General features: G+C 59.3%; 16 protein-coding genes. 6 read left to right on the forward strand and 10 right to left on the reverse strand.

The genetic code is table 11. From position 1 onward, the window contains the following. Positions 1–98: 98 nt before the first annotated feature. Complete coding sequence (locus tag J0G10_RS05220; protein WP_095049724.1) at positions 99–1640, forward strand: alkaline phosphatase D family protein; 1542 nt, start codon at positions 99–101, stop codon at positions 1638–1640. Positions 1641–1728: 88 nt separating this feature from the next. Here the strand turns inward: J0G10_RS05220 and J0G10_RS05225 are convergent, their stop codons facing one another. The 3 genes from J0G10_RS05225 to J0G10_RS05235 all read right to left on the reverse strand — a co-directional run bounded on the left by J0G10_RS05225 (position 1729) and on the right by J0G10_RS05235 (position 8218). Continuing rightward, the gene (locus J0G10_RS05225) at positions 1729–2874 is read right to left on the reverse strand and encodes an integrase core domain-containing protein (protein WP_220557779.1); all 1146 of its coding nucleotides are present in this window, start codon (positions 2872–2874) and stop codon (positions 1729–1731) included. Between the two features lie 258 nt (positions 2875–3132). Further along, the gene (locus J0G10_RS05230; RefSeq protein WP_095125438.1) at positions 3133–5661 is read right to left on the reverse strand and encodes a PepSY domain-containing protein; all 2529 of its coding nucleotides are present in this window, start codon (positions 5659–5661) and stop codon (positions 3133–3135) included. 235 nt (positions 5662–5896) lie between these two features. Continuing rightward, entirely contained in the window at positions 5897–8218 is a 2322-nt protein-coding gene (locus tag J0G10_RS05235; protein WP_095125380.1) for a TonB-dependent receptor, read from the reverse strand. A 207-nt stretch (positions 8219–8425) separates the two neighbouring features. Here J0G10_RS05235 and J0G10_RS05240 point away from each other — a divergent pair, with 207 nt between their 5' ends. Further along, on the forward strand, positions 8426–9106 hold the full coding sequence (locus J0G10_RS05240; RefSeq protein WP_220557780.1) for a Fe2+-dependent dioxygenase: 681 nt from the start codon (positions 8426–8428) through the stop codon (positions 9104–9106). Further along, on the forward strand, positions 9103–9843 hold the full coding sequence (locus tag J0G10_RS05245) for a tetratricopeptide repeat protein (RefSeq protein WP_095049727.1): 741 nt from the start codon (positions 9103–9105) through the stop codon (positions 9841–9843). The genes J0G10_RS05240 and J0G10_RS05245 overlap by 4 nt, the downstream gene beginning before the upstream one ends. A 265-nt stretch (positions 9844–10108) precedes the next feature. Here J0G10_RS05245 and J0G10_RS05250 read toward each other — a convergent pair whose 3' ends face one another. The 5 genes from J0G10_RS05250 to J0G10_RS05270 form a co-directional block, all read right to left on the reverse strand. Then, positions 10109–11272: a type III PLP-dependent enzyme gene (locus J0G10_RS05250; protein WP_034154440.1), complete on the reverse strand. Its 1164-nt coding sequence runs from the start codon at positions 11270–11272 to the stop codon at positions 10109–10111. A 632-nt stretch (positions 11273–11904) separates the two neighbouring features. After that, positions 11905–13062, reverse strand: coding sequence for an osmoprotectant ABC transporter ATP-binding protein OsmV (locus tag J0G10_RS05255; RefSeq protein ID WP_095125383.1), 1158 nt, complete (start codon positions 13060–13062; stop codon positions 11905–11907). Beyond that, positions 13059–13712, reverse strand: a complete 654-nt coding sequence (locus J0G10_RS05260; RefSeq protein WP_007915307.1) for an ABC transporter permease — start codon at positions 13710–13712, stop codon at positions 13059–13061. Before J0G10_RS05260 ends, J0G10_RS05255 begins: the two co-directional genes overlap by 4 nt. A gap of 12 nt (positions 13713–13724) precedes the next feature. Then, positions 13725–14618, reverse strand: a complete 894-nt coding sequence (locus tag J0G10_RS05265; RefSeq protein WP_220557782.1) for a glycine betaine ABC transporter substrate-binding protein — start codon at positions 14616–14618, stop codon at positions 13725–13727. 21 nt (positions 14619–14639) lie between these two features. Continuing rightward, positions 14640–15329: an ABC transporter permease gene (locus tag J0G10_RS05270; RefSeq protein WP_169844036.1), complete on the reverse strand. Its 690-nt coding sequence runs from the start codon at positions 15327–15329 to the stop codon at positions 14640–14642. A 357-nt stretch (positions 15330–15686) separates the two neighbouring features. Between J0G10_RS05270 and J0G10_RS05275 the strand changes: the two genes are divergently transcribed. The 3 genes from J0G10_RS05275 to J0G10_RS05285 all read left to right on the forward strand — a co-directional run bounded on the left by J0G10_RS05275 (position 15687) and on the right by J0G10_RS05285 (position 19726). Next, positions 15687–17270: a peptide chain release factor 3 gene (locus J0G10_RS05275; protein ID WP_064387905.1), complete on the forward strand. Its 1584-nt coding sequence runs from the start codon at positions 15687–15689 to the stop codon at positions 17268–17270. An 841-nt stretch (positions 17271–18111) separates the two neighbouring features. Continuing rightward, entirely contained in the window at positions 18112–19308 is a 1197-nt protein-coding gene (locus tag J0G10_RS05280; protein ID WP_220557784.1) for an MFS transporter, read from the forward strand. A 160-nt stretch (positions 19309–19468) separates the two neighbouring features. Then, positions 19469–19726 carry a hypothetical protein gene (locus J0G10_RS05285; protein WP_095049732.1) on the forward strand — a complete coding sequence of 86 codons (258 nt, stop codon included), beginning with the start codon at positions 19469–19471 and terminating at the stop codon, positions 19724–19726. 198 nt (positions 19727–19924) lie between these two features. On the opposite strand, the gene J0G10_RS05290 is transcribed toward J0G10_RS05285, so the two are convergent. Together J0G10_RS05290 and J0G10_RS05295 are read right to left on the reverse strand one after the other, a co-directional pair. Next, a complete protein-coding gene (locus J0G10_RS05290; RefSeq protein ID WP_007917625.1) occupies positions 19925–20905 on the reverse strand; it encodes a peptide ABC transporter ATP-binding protein in 981 nt (326 codons plus the stop codon). Further along, positions 20905–21873 (reverse strand): ABC transporter ATP-binding protein, encoded by a 969-nt coding sequence (locus J0G10_RS05295; RefSeq protein WP_095125386.1) that lies wholly within the window; start codon positions 21871–21873, stop codon positions 20905–20907. Before J0G10_RS05295 ends, J0G10_RS05290 begins: the two co-directional genes overlap by 1 nt. Positions 21874–21880 lie beyond the last annotated feature (7 nt).

The raw sequence follows: 21880 nt of genomic DNA on the forward strand, positions 1-21880 counted from the left end.
GAGCAGGCTCACTCCTACAATTGGTTCTGTGGTGTGTCTGGTGTCATGTCTGTTTCATGATCGCGTGCTTAAGTTTTCCTTTTTTCAGGGAGAACACCATGAGCGATTTCAACCCCGGTCGCCGGCGTGTCATGCAAGTCGTTGGTGCCGGTCTGCTGATGCCAAGCCTGGCGCCGGCGGTGATTGCGTCGGTCAAGGATCGCCCGCAGTTGACCGACGGCGTGCAGTCCGGCGATCTGCAAGGCGACCGCGCGATGATCTGGAGCCGCAGCGATCGCCCCGCGCATATGGTGGTCGAGTGGGACACCCGCAGCCAGTTTCGCCACCCGCGCCGGGTAGTCTCGACGCTGGCCGATGCCCGCAGCGACTTCACCGCCCGCGTTGAACTGGCCGGGCTGCCCGCCGATCAGGCGATTTTCTATCGCGTGTATTTCAAGGACGCCCGTACCGGCGTCGCCAGCGAGCCGTGGCTCGGTCACCTGCGCAGCGCTCCGACGGCGCGGCGCAATATTCGTTTCGTCTGGAGCGGCGACACCGTCGGCCAGGGCTTCGGTATCAACCCGGACATCGGCGGCATGCGCATCTACGAAGCGATGCGTTTGCGTCTGCCGGACTTCTTCATCCACAGCGGTGACACCATCTATGCCGACGGCCCGGTGCCGGCCCAGCTCACCACGGAAAACGGTCGCATCTGGCGTAACCTCACCACCGAAGCCAAGAGCAAAGTCGCGCAGACCCTCGCCGACTATCGCGGCAATTACCGCTACAACCTGATGGACGAAAACATCCGCCGCTTCAACGCCGAGGTGCCGCAGATCTGGCAGTGGGACGACCATGAAGTGGTCAACAACTGGTCGCCCGGCAAGCAGCTCGACGAGCGTTATCAGGAAAAAGATATCCACACCCTGGTCGGGCGCGCACGCAAGGCGTGGCTGGAATACTCGCCGATGCGTTTGCAGGCTGCCGATGCTGGCGGAAGGATTTATCGCAAGTTGAGCTATGGGCCAATGCTCGATGTGTTCGTGCTCGACATGCGCAGTTATCGCGGCGCCAATGACGACAACCTCGGCGCGTCGAAACCGTTTTTGGGACGTGAGCAACTGAACTGGCTCAAGCGCGGCTTGAAGAAATCCAAAGCCCAGTGGAAGGTCATTGCCGCCGACATGCCAATCGGCCTTGGCGTGCCGGATGGTGAGGTCAGCCCGGGTGTCCCGCGTTGGGAAGCGGTGGCTAACGGTGACCCGGGACCGGCCCAGGGGCGCGAGGTGGAAATCGCCGAATTGCTCGGCTATCTGCGTGCGCAGCAGGTGCGCAATTTCGTCTTCCTCACGGCGGATGTGCATTACTGCGCGGCGCATCACTATCACCCGGACCGCGCGGCGTTTCAGGATTTCGAACCGTTCTGGGAGTTTGTCGCGGGGCCGCTGAATGCCGGGAGTTTCGGGCCTAATCCACTGGATAAAACCTTTGGCCCGGAGGTGGTGTTCGAGAAGGCGCCGCCGGCGCAGAACACTTCGCCGTTTGCCGGGTTTCAGTTTTTTGGCGAGGTGAATATTGAAGGGGGGAGTGGGGAGATGAGCGTGGTGTTGCGGGATTTGAATGGGGTGGCGGTTTTCGAGAAAAAATTGCAGCCTGCTTAAAGATCAAAGGCTAACCCTCATCGGAACGCCGCCCGTGTAGAGACCGGTACATCCTTTACAAATTAGACCGGGGACATCGTTTACACCTTTACAGGCTTGAAACGCGTTTGGCGCCTCTTTCAAGCCTGCCTAAACAGTGGCTGCAAAGGTACAGTTCCCAAGCGTCATCAGCCACTTCCTTCAACGCGATGTCCTCTCCAATTAGAGCCTCTCCTAGAAAAATCAGCTGTCCTTTCCATTTGATTTCCCCATTTGACCGAACCTTGCGTACTTCAACGTCGGAACTGTATTCAAGCGCAGGCAAGTAACCAGGATAAGCGCGTGTCGATGGGCTATAGACAGATGCCGGCGGTTTCATACCCAGCGCGGTGTGCGGTCGGTGGTGGTTGAAGTCTTGGATGAATTCCTGAAAAGCCAACTGCTGGCGCACCAGGTTTTCCGCCGGTGGCACTGCTGCCTTTAGCGTTCGATGCATCCGTTCATGTCGACCATTTTGGTCGGGACGGCCAGGCGTAATCGTTTCGACATGGATTCCAAGCCTGATGAACCAAACCGATAACTTCGAAAGTCGCGCCAGACCTGTCGATGCGAAAGGAGCGCCATTGTCAGTGCGGATCACATCCGGCAGCCCATATTCTCGAAAAGCCCACTCGAAGCCTTCCCGCGTCGGCGCTCCGTGCGTACTGGGCAAAGCGCGACAGACGAATAAAAAGCGGCTCATCTGATCGGTAATGGTCAGCGGATAGCACCAATTGCCGTCCTGCATTTTGAACTGCCCTTTGTAATCAGCACACCAAGTCTGGTTGGGCGCGTCGACCGGACGCAAATGCGTTGGAGCACGGGGACGCGGGGGATAGGGCCGTCGCGCCACCACCAAACCAGCTTTCTTCAACCACTCCCCGGCGGTACTCGCCGCCGGCCATTGGATATGCGGATCGGAATCGCGCAGGCGATCAATGATCTGCTTGGGTCCCCGATCGGGATGTTCGTTTTTCTTGGCCAGCAGCGTGGCAATGATTTCGTCGGACGTTTGATGAGGACAGCTCAACGGCTTGCGCGATTGCTCTTTCAAGCCATCTACGCCTAACGCTGCGTATCGTTCCAGCCACTTGTCGATGGTTGGACGGCTGACACCATAGCGCCGGCTTAATTGGCTCTTGGTGTAACTGCCGCCAAGCCAGTCGCTGACTAACTTCACTCGTTGATCCATTGGGGACTCTTGATTCCAGGGCATGGTCAGCACCTCCTGACCATGATTAATACCTGTAAACCATGTCCCCGGTCTCAAACGTAAAGGATGTACCCGGTCTTTACCCCGCCCAGCCCTCTCCCGGAGGGAGAGGGGGCCGACGGAGGTGTCTAAAGAGGTACGCCGACCTGGAAGACCGTGTCGATTATGGATTCGGCAGAGGACGTTCAGGTCGGCGTATTGCGTGAATCTCTAACGGTCAGTCCCCTCTCCCTTTGGGAGAGGGTTAGGGTGAGGGGCTCTTTAATAGACATCACGCCGATAACGGCCCTGCTCAATCAGGCGTTCGACTTCGGCGGCACCAAGAATATCGTTTAGCACCTGATCAACCCCCGAAGCCATTCCCTGCAAGCTGCCACAGATATAAATAACCGCCCCGTCCGCCAGCCATTTCTTCAACTCTGCAGCCGACTCACGCAAGCGATCCTGCACATAAACCTTCTCAGCCTGATCCCGCGAAAACGCCAGATCCAGCCGCTCCAGATCACCATTGATCAACCACTCTTCCAGCTCCGCGCGACAGAGGAAATCGTGTTCACGATTGCGCTCGCCAAACAGCAACCACTGGCGCTGTTGACCATCGGCAATCCGTGCCTTGAGCAAGCTGCGCAGTCCTGCGATGCCGGTGCCGTTGCCCAAAAGAATCATCGGCACTGGTTCGTTCGGCAGATGGAAGCCACTGTTGCGTCGAACCCGCAAACTGATGCTGCCGCCCACAGGCGCGTGCTCAGTCAGCCAGCCGGAACCGATGCCCAGGGTGCCGTCGGCATGCTGTTCCTGACGCACGATCAACTCCAGCACGCCGTCGGCGGCAATCGAGGCGATCGAGTATTCGCGCATGGCCAGCGGCACCATCGCGTCGACCAGCGATTGCGCATGCAGACCGACCAGATGTGCGCGGTGCTCGGGCAATTGCCGCGAGGCCAGCGCAACTTCCAGCGGCTCGTCGAGGCCGTTGATTTTCACAGTGGTTTCGCCACGAATGCCGAGGCCGTCGAGGAAGTGTTCGATGGCCCACGGGCAGTTACGCGGCAGCACTTCGACCAGATCACCGGCCAGCCAACTGCTGGTGTTCGGTGCGCTCAGGCCCAACAAGTAAACCGGCGCACCGCTGCTATCCGGGTTCATCAGTTCGCGGCGTACCAGCGTCCAGTTGTCGTAACTCGGTGCTTGCCAGGTATCGACCGGTGCTTGGCCGGTGAGCAGGCCAAGTTGGGTTTGCCAGTGGCGCAGGGCATAGGGATCACCGCTGTCGACTTCGACCGGCGCGAACAATGTCTTGCCGCCGTGCTCCGCCAACCATTGGTGCAGGCGTTTGGCGAAACCACAGAAGTGCTGATATTGACGATCGCCGAGACCGAGCACCGAGTAATTCAGACTGTCGAGCGTTGCCGCTTTGCCCAGCACTTTGCGCTCGAATCCGCGCGCGCTGTCCGGCGCTTCGCCGTCGCCGAACGTGCTCACCACAAACAGTGCGTTGTTCGATTCACGCAGATCCTGCTCGCTGACATTCGCCAGCGGCTGCACTTTCACCGGCAGTCCGGCAGCCTGCAATTGGCCGGCGGTCTGCCATGCCAGTTGCTCGGCAAACCCGCTCTGGCTGGCGAAACCGATCAGCCATGCCGAAGCATCGCCGCCCGGCTGTGCGAGGCCTTGGCGGGCATCCTTGATCTGCTTTTTCTTGCGCCGACGGTCGAGGTACAGCAGCCAGCCGGTGATGAAAAACAGCGGCATGCACACCGCTGCGAGGGTGATGATGATCCGCCCGACCAGACCGAAATAGCTGCCGACGTGCAGCGCATAAATGCTGGTGAGCAATTGCGCCTTGAAGCTCTTGTCGGCGTAACGGTCGACACGTTTGACGATGCCGGTGGCCGGGTCGAGGGTGATCTGGTTCAGCGCGCGATCATGCGGCGAGCTGTCGAGCAGGTAGAACACGGTCGCCGGTTGGCCAGCGACGGCCGGCATACGGATGTTGTACGCCGCCAGACCCGGGCCGGCAGCGCTGTAAATGCTGCTCCACATCGCTGCGTAATCGGCGATCGGTGCCGGGCCTTCCGGCGCCGGGCCGCGACCACCGCGCACGCGCTCGTTTTGTGGCGAGTCGGAAAGCAGTCGGGTCAGGCCTTTGTTGTACCACTCGTACGACCACGACAACCCGGTCAGCGCCAGCAACAGATAGACCAGCAGGCACCAGGTGCCCGCCACCGAGTGCAGATCCCAGTTGAAGGCGCGGCCCTTTTTCTTCCAGTCCAGCGTCAGCCAGACGCGCCAGCTATGCCACTGACGCGGCCAGCGCAGGTACAGGCCGGACAGGCAGAAGAACAGCAGGATCAGCGTGCAGGCGCCGGTGATGTTGCGCCCGGTATCGCCCATGGCGAGGAAGCGGTGCAGTTGCAGCATCAGGCCGAAGAAATCCTGGCCGACCGCGTCGCCCATGAACTCGGCGGTGTACGGATCGAAGTAGCGCATCTCGCCGCGACGTTCACCCTTGGGCGGGGTGAAGAACACTTTCGCCGCGTTGCCGCTGTCGGTTTCGACCCAGAGCATCGAGACTTTTTTGCCGGATGTGGCTTCGATACGCTCGACCAGTTCGACGGGCGGCAAGACACCGGCGACTTGTTTCTCTACCTGCAGGACGGAGGGATTCAGCGCCCGCAGGATTTCGTCCTGAAACGAATAGGCCGCGCCGGTGATGCCCATCAACGCCAGCACCAGGCCTGCGGTGATGCCAAAAAACCAGTGCAACTGGAACAGGGTTTTCTTCAACACGTCACTCGCCGTCCATTCGGAAATTGTCTTCACGGCGCGCATTATGCCGTGGGTTATCGAGAAGCGTTCTTTATTACGCACAAAAGCCCCGTTCAATTGAATGAACGGGGCCAAGCCTTGCGGCGCATACCTTGTGGGAGCGAGCCTGCTCGCGAAGGCGTCGTGTCAGTCAGCCTCTACTTGACTGACCCAGCGCTTTCGCGAGCAGGCTCGCTCCCACAGGTTTCCACATCGGTCAGAAGTGGAAGTTGGTGCTCAACAGTGCCGTACGGCCCGCCGCCTGGTTGGCGAAGTGGGTCGAGAAGGCTTTGTCGTAGTAGGTTTCGTTGGTCAGGTTCTGCACATTGAGTTGCAGGTCGACGTTCTTGGTCAGCTTGTACGCGGCCATTGCGTCGTAGCGAACATACGAGTCAACCATGGTGGTGTTGGCCACGCTGCCGTACACGTCGTCGACGTAGAACGCGCCGCCACCGATGGTCAGCTTCGGCGTGACCTGGTAAGTGGTCCACAGGCTGGCGCTGTTTTTTGGCGTGTTAGGCAGTTCGTTGCCGTCGTTGGCTTTGCCCAGCGGGCCGCCATCGACTTGTTCGCTGTCCATGAAGGCGTAACCGGCGAACACTTGCCACTTGTCAGTGATCTTGCCGCTGGCCGAGAGCTCGACACCTTGCACACGGGTCTTGCCGGCGTTTTCGTACGACGTGGTGTCGACTTGCACACGAGCGTTTTCTTTCTCGGTGCGGAAGATGTCAGCGGTCAGCGACAGGCGATCGTTGAGCAGATCCCACTTGGTGCCGATTTCATAGTTCTTGGTGGTTTCCGGCTCCATGTCGCTGCTCAGCAGGTTGCCGCTGCGATCCGGGGTGCCGCCCAACGGGTTGCCTTCCTGACCCTCGCCCAAGGTGTTGCCCGGTGGCGTGGCCGAGGTGGCGTAGGAGGCGTAGATGCTGCCGTTTTCCGCCGGCTTGTAGACGACGCCGAACTGACCGGTGACGAACTCGCTGGTGTCATCGCCCTTGGACGTGGTGGTGCCAGCGGCGTTGTAGGTCTTGTAGTCGGTGTCGAAGTGGTCGTAACGCAGGCCCATGTTCACCAGCCACTGCTCGTTCAGCTCCAGCGTATCGAACACATACAGCGCGTAGGTGTTGGCCTGGGTGTCGGTGCCGGCGTAGTTACGCGAAATTGCGCCGTTCCACGGATCGTTCGGGTTCGGGTTCGACAGCGAGGTGCAGTTGTAGTTACTCGACGCGCCGATCATCGACGGCGTGCAGTTGCTGCTCGCGGCCACATTAGTGGTGCGCGGTGTGGTGTCGGTGTTGACGTTGTACGAAGACTTCTGGCTTTCCTCACGGGTGTATTCGACACCGGTGGAGAAGCTGTTCTTGAAGCCGGCAACGTAGAAGTTGCCGAACAGGTCAGTCTGGTTGGTGGTGGTCTCGGTGTTGCTCACCCGAGTATTGGCCCGGCGCCAGAGGCTGCCATTGTTGACGTTGCCCTTGCTGTCGTCAGGTTGGGTCAGGATGTAGTCCTGCATGCTGGTGCCGTGACGCAGGGTGTTCTTGATCGTCAGCGAGTCGCTCAGGTCATGCTCGATGGCGAAGGTCGCGGTGTCGGTGCGGCCCTTGCGGAAGTCGCGATCCAGGCCGTAGAAATTGCTGTGGTCACCGCCAGCGTAAGGCTTGTCCGGATTGGACTTGGTGCGTGCAGCGGAGCCGCCGGCCGGAATGGTGTACGGCACGCCCGAGTCCGGGGTGTCGTTGCTTTCGAGGTGGTAGTAGTCGAGGTTGACGCGGGTGTCGGTGCCCAGGCCAAACGCCAGGGACGGGGCGATGCCCCAGCGGTCGTAATCGACTTTGTCGCGACCGGCGACGTTGCTCTCATGGCTCATCAGGTTCAGACGGCCAGCAGCGGTGTCGCTGAACTGGTAGTTGCCGTCGAGGGTGTAGCGCTGAGTCTGGTCGGAGCCCCAGGTGAAGCCGCCATCGAACGAATTGCCCAGGTGCGCTTTCTTGCTCACCAGGTTGATGCTGCCGCCTGCCGCGCCACGACCGCCGATGGCGGAATTCGGGCCCTTGCTGACTTCAATGTTTTCCACGGCGAAGATTTCGCGGCTTTGCGAACCGGTGTCGCGCACGCCGTCGAGGTAGGTGTCGCCCTGCGCGTCGAAACCACGAATGAACGGACGGTCGCCCTGTGGATTGCCGCCTTCACCGGCGCCGAAGGTGATGCCCGGCACGGTGCGCAGCGCGTCCTGCATGTTCAGGGCGCCGGTGTCTTTGAGCACTTGTTGCGGAATAACGGTGACCGAGCGCGGCGTGTCGACCAACGGCGCGGTGTACTTGGGCGAGGAGGCTTTTTCGACCTGGTAGGACGTTGAGTCCTGCGCTTCGCCGGTGATGGCGGTGGCGTCCAGGGCGATGGCATTGCCGGTGGCTTTGCTGTCGGTTTTTTCAGCGGCGAACACCATCTGGCCAGCGGAACCGGCGGTGATTGCCACACCGATTGCAGAGGCGAGCAGACGTGGTGAACTGACCGGTAATTGTGCGTGTTGACGTGCCATTTTTATTCCCCTCCCCAAGGATTTGAGGCGGCGGAATATAGGTTAAACAAGTATTCGTATCAATTGCGAAACATTGTTATTCGCACTGAATTTACATTCTTTACAATTTAACCTTACGGTTTTTGCCAGTTCATTCGTCTCTCGGGTTTTACACAGTCAATAAGAATCAATACCATTGCCGCCTCTTTGCCATCAGGTGACATCGCCATGCTGCTGCACATCCCCGGACTGTTCGCAAAAGACGAAGTGCAGCGCATTCGTGAGGCGCTAGAGCAGGCCGATTGGGCCGATGGCAAGATCACCGCCGGCTTTCAGTCGGCCAAGGCGAAGCACAATTTGCAGCTGCCCGAAGGCCATCCGCTGGCCAAAGAGATCGGCGCAGCGATGCTGGAGCGTTTGTGGAAAAATCCACTGTTCATGTCCGCCGCGTTGCCGCACAAAGTCTTCCCGCCGTTAGTGAACTGTTACACGGCCGGTGGCAGTTTCGATTTCCACATCGATAACGCCGTGCGCCAACCCAAGGGCAGCATCGAGCGGGTGCGCATCGATCTGTCGGCGACGCTGTTCTTCAGCGAGCCCGATGATTACGACGGCGGCGAGCTGGAGATCCAGGACACCTTCGGCACGCAACGGGTGAAGTTGCCGGCCGGCGACATGGTTTTGTACCCCGGCACCAGCCTGCATAAGGTCAACGCGGTCACGCGTGGCGCGCGTTATGCGTCGTTCTTCTGGACACAAAGTCTGGTGCGTGAAGATAGCCAGCGCGCGCTGTTGTTCGAGATGGACGGGGCGATGCAGCAACTGACTCAAGATCTGCCTGATCACCCGTCACTGATTCGCCTCACCGGCACGTATCACAACTTGCTCCGTCGCTGGGTCGAGGTATGAGTTTTCAACTGCGTCGTGAAGAAGTCCTCGACGGCGAACAACTCAGCTCCATGCTCGCCGAAAGCCCGGCCCGTGCCGCGCAGGCGATTTTGCTAGCGGCGGGCGAGGGTGAAGTTGAAGCACAGGCGTTGCTTGGGCAAATCCTGCTCGACGGCCTAGGCATCGCCCAGGATCAAGCGCTGGCGCTGCGCTGGTTCGGCATCGCTGCCGGGCGTGGGCACCTGATGGCGCGCAACATGCTCGGGCGTTGTCATGAGCATGGTTGGGGTTGCGTGGCGGATGCGTCGGTTGCTGCGCAGCATTATCGGATTGCAGCGGAGGCCGGACTGGATTGGGCGATGTACAACCTCGCCAATCTGCTCGCGACCGGGCGGGGAGTGGAGGTGGATCATCTGCAGGCGCTGGCGCTGTATCGCCGCGCGGCTGAACTGGGCCATGCGAAATCGATGAATCTGCTGGGGCGGTATCTGGAAGAAGGGCTGGTGTGCCCGGCGGATCCGGTTGCGGCGCGCGATTGGTATCGGCGTTCGGCCGACGGTGGGGATTTTCGTGGGCAGTTCAGTTTCGCTGCAGTTTTAGCGGATGAGGGGCGGATTGATGAGGCGGTCGATTGGCTTGAGAAAGCTTTGGCCGGCGGCAATCTGAATTTTCTGCGGGTGGCGAGTCAGACGTTGGCGAGTGCTGTAGATCCGAAGATTCAGGCGTTGGCTGGGCGGTATGCGCTTCGGTGCCAATAGCCCTCACCCTAACCCTCTCCCAGAGGGAGAGGGGACTGACCGAGTTGGATGTTCCAACTACACCGACCTGAGATATCCAGTCGACCTCAGGTTTTGAAAAGCCCCCGATCTGCTCCCTTTCCCCCTCGCCCCCTTGGGGGAGAGGGCTGGGGTGAGGGGGATAGATCGAAAGCACACCACAAATTTTGAAGCCAGACACAAAAAAGCCCATGACACGTCATGGGCTTTTCACTTGCAGCTAGCAGCTTGAAACTCGCAGCTGCTCTTACACGTAAAACGACTTCAACGGCGGGAAGCCATTGAACTCAACCGCGCTGTAACTGGTGGTGTACGCACCGGTCGACAGCCAGTACAGACGATCACCGATCGCCAGGTTCAGCGGCAGGCCGTACTTGTAGTTCTCGTACATGATGTCGGCGCTGTCACAGGTCGGGCCAGCGATGACGACTTCTTCCATCTCGCCTTTTTTCTCGGTCCAGATCGGGAACTTGATCGCTTCGTCCATGGTTTCGATCAGGCCGGAGAACTTGCCCACATCGGTATACACCCAACGCTCGACGGCGGTGCGCGACTTGCGTGCAACCAGTACCACTTCGCTGACCAGAATACCGGCGTTGGCAATCAACGAACGGCCCGGCTCGAGAATGATTTCCGGCAGGTCATCACCGAAGTCTTCTTTCAGGAAGCGAATGATTTCTTCGGCGTAGGTTTCCAGGCTGTTGGTGCGGGTGATGTAGTTGGCCGGGAAGCCACCGCCCATGTTGATCAGCTTCAGGTGGATGCCGTCTTCTTCTTTCAGGCGCTCGAAGATTACTTTGACCTTAGCGATCGCCGCATCCCAGACGCTGATGTCGCGCTGTTGCGAACCGACGTGGAAGGAGATGCCGTAAGGCACCAGGCCGAGGTCGCGAGCGAGGATCAGCAGGTCCATGGCCATGTCGGTCTGGCAGCCGAATTTGCGCGACAGTGGCCAGTCAGCCGTGGTCGAGCCTTCGGTGAGGATGCGCACATAGACTTTCGAACCCGGGGCAGCCTTGGCGATGTTGCGCAGGTCGGCTTCGGAGTCGGTGGAGAACAGACGCACGCCCTTCTCGTAGAAGTAACGGATGTCCTTGGATTTCTTGATGGTGTTGCCGTAGCTGATACGGTCGGCGCTGACGCCGCGATCCATCACTTTGTCCAACTCGTAGATCGAGGCGATGTCGAAGCTCGAACCTTTTTCTTTGAGCAGGTCGATGATCTCGACGGCCGGGTTGGCTTTGACCGCGTAGTAGACCTTGGCGAATTCGAAACCGGCGCGCAGGTCATCGTAGGCCTGGGCGATCATCGCGGTGTCGATCACCACGAACGGGGTTTCCTGTTTGTCGGCGAACGCCTTCATTTTGTCGAATGTAGCGCGCGCGAAATAGTCTTCGACCTGGATCGACATACTTGGGACTCCTAGTGGCAAACGTCGTTAATCAATGGGTGCAAATGAACGTCCTCCGTATCCCCACTTTGGTTCGCCTACTTCCCAAGGCATGTCGCCGAAAGCAAAAAGGCCATGGGGCGTTGCCCTTGGCCTTGCTGTCTCGTCGTCAGTACTTGAGCCGGATGGATCGTTTCCAGCATGGACGTTCGGCGCGAACTTTAGGGCGTGAGGGGCGTGAGATCAACTAAAAATGTCGCGTTTTTGCACGCTTCTGACGTGCGTCGCGTTCAGCACTCTTTGTAGCCGACCGAGATGACGGGCAGATGTTCCCCGGGAATTTTCGAGTGTTAAAAATACCTGCACGTTCGCGGCTTTTGTCGGCGAAGTCGTGGGTAAGTGTGATGGCGGCAATATCGGCGACGTTGGCCGCGAGGGGAGAGGGTGAGGGGGATTTTGGCTGTTTCGCGGGTTGTCTCATACATGCTGTTCGATCCGCAGGTGTTGAGATTCTTTTCCGCTAGGCGAATGAAGAAAAAATCACGCAGATCCTGTGGGAGCGAGCCTGCTCGCGAAGGCATTTTCACAGCCAACATCATTGTTGACTGATATTGCGCTTTCGCGAGCAGGCTCGCTCCCACAGGTTTCGTGTTTTATGCGACTACGGCCTCAGCCGGCGAGACTATGCTGGTCTTCATCCCGCGCGAACGACCCGAACTCAGATAAGCGGCAATCGACTCCTGAGTCACTTCCCCGAGGAACACCCGCTCGGCATCCATCACCGGCAGCCACGAACGGTTGAACTCGTACATCCGCGACAGCAGGATGCGCAAATGCTCGTCGTACGCCGCCGTGGCGTTGAACTCACGCAGGAACTGCGCGCACGTGCCGGTCTGGCGGTGCAGATCGCGACGACGCACATAACCCAGCGCCTTGTTCTCGGCACAGGTGACCACCACGTAGCGACGGTCATGCTCGTCCATCAACTCCAGAGCGTCGGCCACCGGCGTCTCCGGGCTCACCGACGGCGCGTTGTCCGCCGCATCTTCGGCTTTCACCAACAGCAGGCGCTTGAGCGTGCTGTCCTGGCCAACAAAGCTGCTGACAAAGTCGTCTGCCGGGTGCGCGAGCAGCGTGTCCGGGTGATCGATCTGCAGCAGTTTGCCGGCGCGGAAGATGGCGATCTTGTCACCGAGTTTGATCGCTTCATCGATGTCGTGGCTGACCATGATCACGGTCTTGTTCAGCGCGCGCTGCATCTCGAAGAATTCGTTCTGGATCATTTCGCGGTTGATCGGGTCGACCGCGCCGAACGGTTCATCCATCAACAACAGGGGCGCATCAGCAGCCAGTGCGCGGATCACACCGATGCGTTGTTGCTGACCACCGGACAGTTCACGCGGATAACGATGCAGATATTGCTTGGGCTCCAGCTTGATCATGCTCATCAACTCGCGGGCGCGGTCATGGCATCTCTGTTTGTCCCAGCCGAGCAGTTTCGGCACGACCACGATGTTCTCTTCGATGGTCATGTTCGGGAACAGGCCGATCTGCTGGATCACGTAACCGATGTTGCGACGCAGGGTCACTTCGTCGAGATCGGTGGTGTCTTCACCGTTGATGAGGATCTTGCCCGAAGTCGGTTTGATCAGGCGGTTGATCATCTTCAGCGTGGTGCTTTTGCCGCAACCCGATGGCCCGAGGAACACACAGATTTCGCCTTCATTGACGGTCAGGCTTACCGAGTCCACGGCTTTGACGTCTTTGCCGTTGCTTTGGAAAGTTTTGCTGAGGTTTTGAAGTTCGATCATTTGAGCAGTCCTTTTGGAGTCAACGAGCGTTGCAGCCATTGGAGAAACAGGTCAGCGAAAATGGCCAGAAGACTGACCAGCAGCGCGCCGACGATCAGCATCGACATGTCACTGCGGCTGATGGAGGCGAGGATCAACACACCGAGGCCGCCGGCGCCGATGGTCGCGGCGATGGTCATCACGCCGATGTTCATCACCACGGCGGTGCGCACACCAGCGAGGATCACTGGCACTGCGATCGGAAGTTCGACCATGCGCAGGCGCTGGCCGAAGGTCATGCCGATGCCGCGTGCTGCTTCACGGATGCCCGGTTCCACGCCAGTGAGGGCGAGGTAGGTGTTGCGCATGATCGGCAGCAGTGAATAAAGGAATACGGCGGTGATCGCCGGCATCGGCCCGAGGCCCTGGCCGAACTTGGAGTAGAACGGCAGCAGCAAACCGAACAGGGCAATCGACGGCACGGTCAGCAGCACCGTGGCGCTGGCCTGCAACGGCCCGGCAAGGGTCGGAAAGCGGGTCATCAGGATGCCCAGTGGCACGCCAACGACAATCGCCAGGGTCACGGCGATGCCGACCAGGGTGATGTGCTGCCAGGTCAGGTGCATCACCTGCTGCCAGTCGAGGTGGGAAAAGGCGTTCAGAAATTCCATGACTTTTCCTCCTTAATTAAGTGGGTGCTGGCGCAGAAAATCGGCGGCAACTTTCGATGGGCTTTCGTGATCGACGTCGACCCGCGCGTTGAGCTGGCGCATGGTTTCGTCATCGAACAGTTCGGCCAATGGCTTGAGTTGCTCGGCCAGTTGCGGGTGCGCGTCGAGGTAAGCCTGACGCACCACCGGTGCGGCGGTGTAGTCGGGGAAGTAATGCTTGTCGTCTTCCAGCAGTTTCAGGCCGAAGGCGTTGAGGCGACCGTCGGTGGTGTAGACCAGACCGGCAAACACCTGACCGTTGCGCAGCGCGGTGTAAACCAGCCCCGCGTCCATCTGACGAATGTTCTTGCGGGTCAGGTTCATGCCGTAGAGATCGACCATGCCGATCAGACCGTCGGAGCGGTTGGCAAACTCGGTGTCCAGCGCCACCAGATGATTGGTCTTGGCCTCGGCGCGCAGCACTTCGTTCAACTGGCTGATGTTGTTGATCTGCGGATATTCCTCGGCGACTTTCTTCGGCAAGGCGAGAGCGTAGGTATTGCTGAATTTCGACGGCGTCAGCCAGACCAGGCCTTTTTTCGCGTCGAGTTCTTTCACCCGGGCGTAGGACTGGGCGCTGTCGAGTTTTTCAGTGACATGGTTGTAGGCCACCAGCGACACGCCGGTGTATTCCCAGAGCATGTCCAGTTGTCCGCTTTCGTGGGCGCTGCGGGCGAGGTTGCTGCCCAGACCGCCGGTAATCTGCGCGTCGTAACCTTTGCTGCGCAGGTATTGCGCGGTGATTTCGGCGAGCAGGGTTTGCTCAGTGAAGACTCGGGCGCCGAGGCGGATCACTGGTTTGTCGGCGGCTTGCGCGACACCTGCGAACAGCAGGATGCAACCTAAGATCAAACTAAGTCGTTTCATATTCATTCCTTCGCAAAAGCCTTAAGAAGGGCGCAAACCGCGTTCCAGCCAGAGGCGGCTGGCGAGGGTGACGACGCCATCGAGCAGCAAGGCCAGCAGCGCGGTGCACGCGGCGCCGAGCAGCAGTTGCGGCTGATTGTTCAGGGCGATGCCAGGGAAGATCAGGCTGCCGAGGCTGTTGGCGCCGATCAGGAACGCCAGCGGCGCGGTGCCGACGTTGATCGCCAACGCCACGCGCACACCACCGACGATGATCGGCACGGCGTTGGGCAATTCGACTTTCCACAGCACCTGGCGCGGGGTCATGCCGATGCCGACGGCCGCTTCTTTCAGCGAACCCTGCACATTTTTCAGGCCTTCGTAGGTGTTGCGCACAATCGGCAACAAGGAAGCGAGGAACAACGCGAAGATCGCCGGGCCACTGCCGATGCCGAGGACGCCCAGGGCAATCGCAAGCACGGCCAGCGGTGGCACGGTGTTGCCGATATTGAAGATTTGCATGAAGCGTTCAGCACGGCCGACCATGGTCGGGCGACTGAGGAAGATGCCGGCGGGGATGCCCACGACAAGGGCGGCCAGCATTGAAGCGAGGACGAGAATCAGATGAGCTTGCAGGTAAAACAACAAATCGTCGCGGTAGTGTTCGATCGTGTTGATGCCGATCCAGTGGACCAGCAGGGCCAGGAGCGCGATCACCACCGCACCTCCCATCAGCCCTTTGCCATAGCGGATAGCCACAGGCGGACTCCTTTTTTTGTAGTCGGCGAGCGCAGTCCCGTGTGGCATGCCATACATGGCTGCCGGGAGTGTCGTTCGCGAAAAGTAGCCGTTTTTCAAAGCCGATAAAGCGGTCTGAAAGCGAGCCATGAGCGCAGCCTCGTCAGGCTAACTTGCTGATTTTTCAGCCCCTGACGAAAATTCGTAACAGGGGATGGACGTCTCCGGGCTTTAAAAGGTTCCCATCTGCGGCAGCATTTGGCCACCCTTAATGTGCTCAACGGTTCGGTTATTGCATCGAGTTGGGCTATAATCGCGGCCCTTTTTTGAATCACCGCCAGGCGATTTCCCATGACCAACCAGGCCGCCGAAGTCGCGAAACGCCGCACTTTCGCCATTATTTCCCACCCCGATGCCGGTAAAACCACGATCACCGAAAAGCTCCTGTTGATGGGCAAGGCGATTGCAGTGGCCGGTACGGTGAAATCCCGTAAATCCGATCGCCATGCGACATCCGACTGGATGGAGATGGAGAAGCAACGGGGTATTTCCATTACCACGTCGGTCATGCAGTTCCCGTATCGCGAACACATGATCAACCTGCTCGACACCCCGGGCCACGAAGACTTCTCCGAAGACACCTACCGCACCCTGACAGCGGTGGACTCGGCATTGATGGTCCTCGACGGCGGTAAAGGTGTTGAGCCACGGACGATTGCGCTGATGGACGTCTGCCGTCTGCGTGACACGCCGATCGTCAGCTTCATCAACAAACTCGACCGTGACATCCGCGACCCGATCGAACTGCTCGACGAAATCGAAGCCGTTCTGAAGATCAAAGCGGCGCCGATCACCTGGCCGATCGGTTGCTACCGCGACTTCAAGGGCGTGTACCACCTGGCTGACGACTACATCATTGTCTACACCGCCGGTCACGGTCACGAACGCACCGAAACCAAGATCATCGAGAAGCTCGACTCCGACGAAGCCCGCGCGCATCTGGGCGACGAGTACGACCGCTTCATCGAACAGCTGGAACTGGTTCAAGGCGCCTGCCACGAATTCAACCAGCAGGAGTTCCTCGACGGTCAACTGACCCCGGTGTTCTTCGGTACGGCACTGGGCAACTTCGGTGTTGACCACGTACTTGACGCCGTTGTTGATTGGGCGCCGCGTCCGCTGGCCCGTGTCGCTAACGAGCGTACCGTTGAGCCGGTGGAAGAGAAGTTCTCGGGCTTCATCTTCAAGATCCAGGCGAACATGGACCCGAAACACCGCGACCGTATCGCCTTCATGCGCATCTGCTCCGGCAAGTACGAGAAAGGCATGAAGATGCGCCACGTGCGTACCGGCAAGGACGTGCGCATCGGCGACGCCCTGACGTTCTTCTCCTCCGAGCGTGAGCAGCTTGAAGAAGCCTTTGCCGGCGACATCATCGGTCTGCACAACCACGGCACGATCCAGATTGGCGATACCTTCAGTGAAGGTGAAACCCTCGGTTTCACCGGTATTCCGCACTTTGCGCCGGAGCTGTTCCGTCGTGTGCGTCTGCGTGATCCGCTGAAGTCCAAGCAGTTGCGTCAGGGGCTGCAGCAACTGGCTGAAGAGGGCGCGACGCAGGTGTTTTTCCCGGAGCGTAGCAACGACATCATTCTTGGCGCCGTGGGTGTGCTGCAGTTTGATGTGGTCGCCAGCCGTTTGAAGGAGGAATACAAGGTTGAGTGCTCGTATGAGCCGATTACTGTGTACTCCGCGCGCTGGATTGAATGCGCTGACAAGAAGAAGCTTGAGGAGTTTTCCAACAAGGCTGTGGAGAACCTGGCGGTCGATGGCGGTGGTCACCTGACTTACCTGGCGCCGACGCGGGTTAATCTGGCGTTGATGGAAGAGCGTTGGCCGGATGTGAAATTCCGGGCGACGCGTGAGCATCACTAAGCACTGAGCTGGTTTGTTCGAAAGCCCCTAGGTGTATGCCTAGGGGGCTTTTTTTGTTTGGTTGGTTTTGGGGGTATATCCGTTTCTGCGGGTGTTGCTGATTACGGTTTCGCCCTTACGGCGACTCACTTTTTTTACAAACGCCTAAAAAAAGTAAGCAAAAAAACGCTTGCTCCTACGTGCGGCCCGCTCGCTGGGGCTCGGGGTTCCTTCGCTGCGGGATCGATCCGGGCGCAGCGTCTCCGGTTTGCTTCGCTGCACCTACTCCCGCTGTGTTTGGCTGCGCCAAACGGTCGCTGCGCTCCCACGCCCGGATCAATCCCTCCACTCAGCCTTCCGACGTCGCCCTACAGATCAAGAGCTGCAGCCGAGCTAACGCTCATCCTGTTGAGTGGTGAAGAGCCAAGCGGTGTTCGGCTGTTGATTTGTGTTGTGGCTACCCCTCACCCCAGCCCTCTCCCGAGGGTGAGGGGCTTTTGATCTGTTACAGAATCTGAATTTGACTCGGTATTGCACGTCGGCGTTGCTCTCGTAATCACTGCGGTCAGTCCCCTCTCCCTTCGGGAGAGGGGAAGGGTGAGGGGCTTTTGATCTGTTTCAGAATCTCAGTTCGGCTCGGTATGTCATGTCGGCGTTGCTCTCCCAAGCACCGCGATCAGTTCCCTCTCCCTCCGGGAGAGGGTTAGGGTGAGGGGCTTTTGATCTTCGGCACGGTTTTAACGCGCGCAATGGCTGTAGGACGACTCGGTTTTTTGTGATCTCGATGTTCTCGAACGCGACAACCCGCCTGCTGACCGTTAGTGTTCCAGCTCCACGCAAGTCGCTTTGAGAGGTCAATGGAATGACGAGTCGACTGACTCACCTGCTACGGCTGAACGGTTATTTCGGCGTGATGGCCTGGGTGCTCGCAGCGCTGTTGTTCATCAATCGCTTGAGCAGCATGGTCAAGCTGTTCATGGCGTTGTACCTGCGTCAGGAACTGGGGCTGGCGATCGAGACGGTTGGCTGGTTGCTGTCGGCGTACGGCGCGGGTTTGTTGGTGGGATCGATGCTCGGTGGCTGGCTCAGTGATCATGTGCGTACGGCGCGGCTGACGGCGGCGCTGTTCTTTGTTTCGGTGTGGGTGCTGATCCTGCTGGGGCTGGTGACGCAGGTGCCTTTGCTCGCTGCATTACTGTTGCTTAGTGGGATGATCGATGGGGCCATCCGCACCCTGCATCAGCGGCTGATCATGGAGTATTGCGAGGTGACGCAGCGCTCGCGTGCGCAGGCGTTGAGTCGGGTTGCGCGCAACCTTGGAATGGCCGCCGCCGGTGTGGCGGGCGGGGTGTTGGCGCAGACCGATTTTCGCTGGGTGTTTTTCGGCAGTGCGGCGATGACGTTGTTGGCGCTGCTCTGGTTTGTTCGTACCACGTGGCAACGACCGGTGCTGATCAATGACGAAAAGTCCACGGATGACGCAGGCTCCGGGGTGCCGTATCGCGACAAACCGTTCCTGTGGTTGCTGGCGGCGACGGCCGTGCTTGGCATCGCGTTTGATACGGTCTACAGCACGCTGGGCAATTATTTGCGTGATTACTACCAGTTGAGCACCCAGGCGATCGGCTGGCAGTTCGGGCTCAATGCGTTGCTGGTGATCGCGCTGCAGATTCCGCTGTCGCACTGGGGCGAACGTTGGGGGATGCGCCGGCAAATGCTGCTCGGCAGTGTGTTGCTGGCGTGCGGGTTGGGCATGCTGCCGTTCGGTTCCGGGCTGTTTTACGTCTGCTTGTCGACGCTGATCTGGACCTTGGGCGAGGCCTTTTTCATGCCGCCGCTGAATGTGCTGGCCATGCGTTTTGCCCAAGGCGGTAAAAGCGGTCAGTACTTCGGCCTGTTCTTTATGAGCTGGAGCGCCAGTGCGCTGTTGTCACCGGTACTCAGTGGCCAGTTGTACGGTCATTTCGGCGGCCACAGTGTGTGGCTGGCGAGTGCGCTGATGGTGTTGATTTCCATCCCGCTGACTTGGCAGGCCACGCGCGTGCGCCCGGTCGCTTAGCTGATCCCGCTATTGGCATTATTCGAAAGCAATCTGTCTGTCGAGGGCATTTCTGCGCGCTCGATAGCGTCCTATCTGGTGAACCCGATGGATCGGAACTAGATTTTACACAGCGCCAGTCAGGCACGAATGTCTCACCTGAAAATGGATGGAGTCAGCTATGAAAAGCAGGTTGCTACGGGTTTTATTGCTGTTGAAAGTGATGGTCATGCTGTCCCTCGGCACCGCGACGGCCTGGGCCGAGTGCGAGGATCACGATTCTCAGGCGTTCAACGGACAGGTCGGGCACAGCGGCTTGATGCTCGCCAAGTCTGAGTCCGAGCCGGGCGATCAGGGGCAGGGCGGCAGCGCCGATGACGACGACTCGACCACCGATGATCCGGACACTGATGACGACGAAGGCGATAGCCAATCGTAAATCGCAGACAAAAGAAAACCCCTTCTGCCTCGACTGATGCGCAATCGAGATGGAAGGGGTTTGGTTAACTCAGGAACAACTCACATCCCCTTGTGGGAGCGAGCCTGCTCGCGAAGGCGTCCTCTCAGTCAACATTAATGGTGACTGACACACCGCTTTCGCGAGCAGGCTCGCTCCCACATTGTTTCAGTGCGGTTTTTACGCCGCGCCATCAAGGAACTGCTCGGCGTAGTGGCAAGCCACCTGCCGGCTGTCGAGCTGGCGCAAGGCTGGCTCTTCAGTGCTGCAACGCTCGGTCGCGTACGGGCAGCGCTTGTGGAAAGCGCAGCCCGGTGGCGGGTTCAGCGGGTTAGGCAGTTCGCCGACGATCTTGATTTTCGGCTTGTTCGGATCCGGGTGAATGGTCGGGGTCGCCGACAGCAGCGCCTGGGTATATGGGTGCAACGGACGCTCGTAGATGTCGTTCTTCGGCCCCAGTTCTACCGGGCGACCGAGGTACATCACCATCACGTCATCGGCCACATGCTGCACCACCGCAAGGTTGTGCGAGATGAACACGTAAGCGGTGTTGAACTCCTGCTGCAGATCCATGAACAGGTTGAGCACCTGTGCCTGAATCGACACGTCCAGTGCCGAGGTCGGCTCATCCGCCACCAGCACTTTCGGTTGCAGCATCATGGCGCGAGCCAGGGCGATACGCTGACGCTGACCGCCGGAGAACATGTGCGGATAGCGCTGATAGTGCTCAGGGCGCAAGCCGACCTGCTTCATCATCGCCTGGACTTTTTCGCGACGTTCGGCGGCGGAAAGGTTGGTGTTGATCAGCAGCGGCTCGCCGAGCTGGTCACCGACTTTCTGCCGTGGGTTCAACGAGGCGTACGGGCTTTGGAAGACCATCTGCACGTCTTTGCGCAGTTGCTTGCGCTGGGCCTTGTCGGCGCCGGCGACTTCCTGGCCGGCGATTTTCAAGGATCCGGACGACGGATCTTCAATCAGCGTCAACGCACGGGCGAGGGTGGATTTGCCGCAGCCCGATTCGCCTACAACAGCGAGGGTCTTGCCGGCTTCCAGTTCGAACGACACGCCGTTCAGTGCGCGCACGGTCGCATGGCCCTTGAACAGGCCACGGGAGACTTCGTAGTGACGGGTCAGGTCGCGGGCGGTAAGTACGACGGCCATTACGCCACCTCCTGGTTCAGCGGGAAGAAGCAGCGGGCGAGGCTGTGGCTTTTCGGATCAAGGCCTGGACGCTGCGCGCGGCAGCTGTCCTGCACGTACGGGCAGCGCGGCGACAGCAGGCAACCCTGTGGACGATCGTAGCGGCCCGGAACGATACCCGGCAGGGTCGACAGGCGTGAGGCGCCGAGGCTGTGCTCGGGAATCGCCTTGAGCAGCGCTTCGCTGTACGGGTGCGCCGGGATGTCGAACAGTTGCGGCACCTGACCGACTTCAACGGCTTGCCCTGCGTACATCACGCAGACGCGCTGGGCGGTTTCTGCCACGACCGCGAGGTCGTGGGTGATCAGCACCAGGCCCATGTTCTGTTCTTTCTGCAACGCCAATAGCAGATCCATGATCTGCGCCTGAATCGTTACGTCCAGAGCAGTGGTCGGTTCGTCGGCGATCAGCAGTTTCGGTTCGCCGGCAATCGCCATGGCGATCGCAACGCGCTGGCTCATACCGCCGGACAGTTGATGCGGGTAGGCGTCCATACGGCTGGCGGCGCCCGGGATTTCGACTTTTTCCAGCAGTTCGATCGCACGTTTGCGCGCTTGCTTGCCGGACATTTTCAGGTGCAGACGCAGCACTTCTTCGATCTGGAAACCGACGGTGTAGCTCGGGTTCAGTGCGGTCATCGGGTCCTGAAAGACCATCGACAGGTCTTTGCCGACGATTTGCCGACGCTGACGATTGCTCAGCTTGAGCATGTCTTTGCCGTCAAAGCTGAGCGAGTCGGCGGTGACGATGCCGGGATGCTCAATCAGGCCCATCAGCGCCATCATGGTCACGGATTTACCCGAACCCGACTCGCCAACGATGGCCAGTACTTCGCCTTTGTCGACTTTCAGGTCGAGGCCGTCGACCACCGGGGTCGCGGTCTTGTCGCCGAAGCGAACGTTGAGATTCTTGATTTCTAGCAGTGACATGGGAATC

The sequence above is a fragment of the Pseudomonas germanica genome (assembly GCF_019614655.1).
GTDB classification, from domain to species: Bacteria; Pseudomonadota; Gammaproteobacteria; order Pseudomonadales; family Pseudomonadaceae; genus Aquipseudomonas; species Aquipseudomonas neuropathica.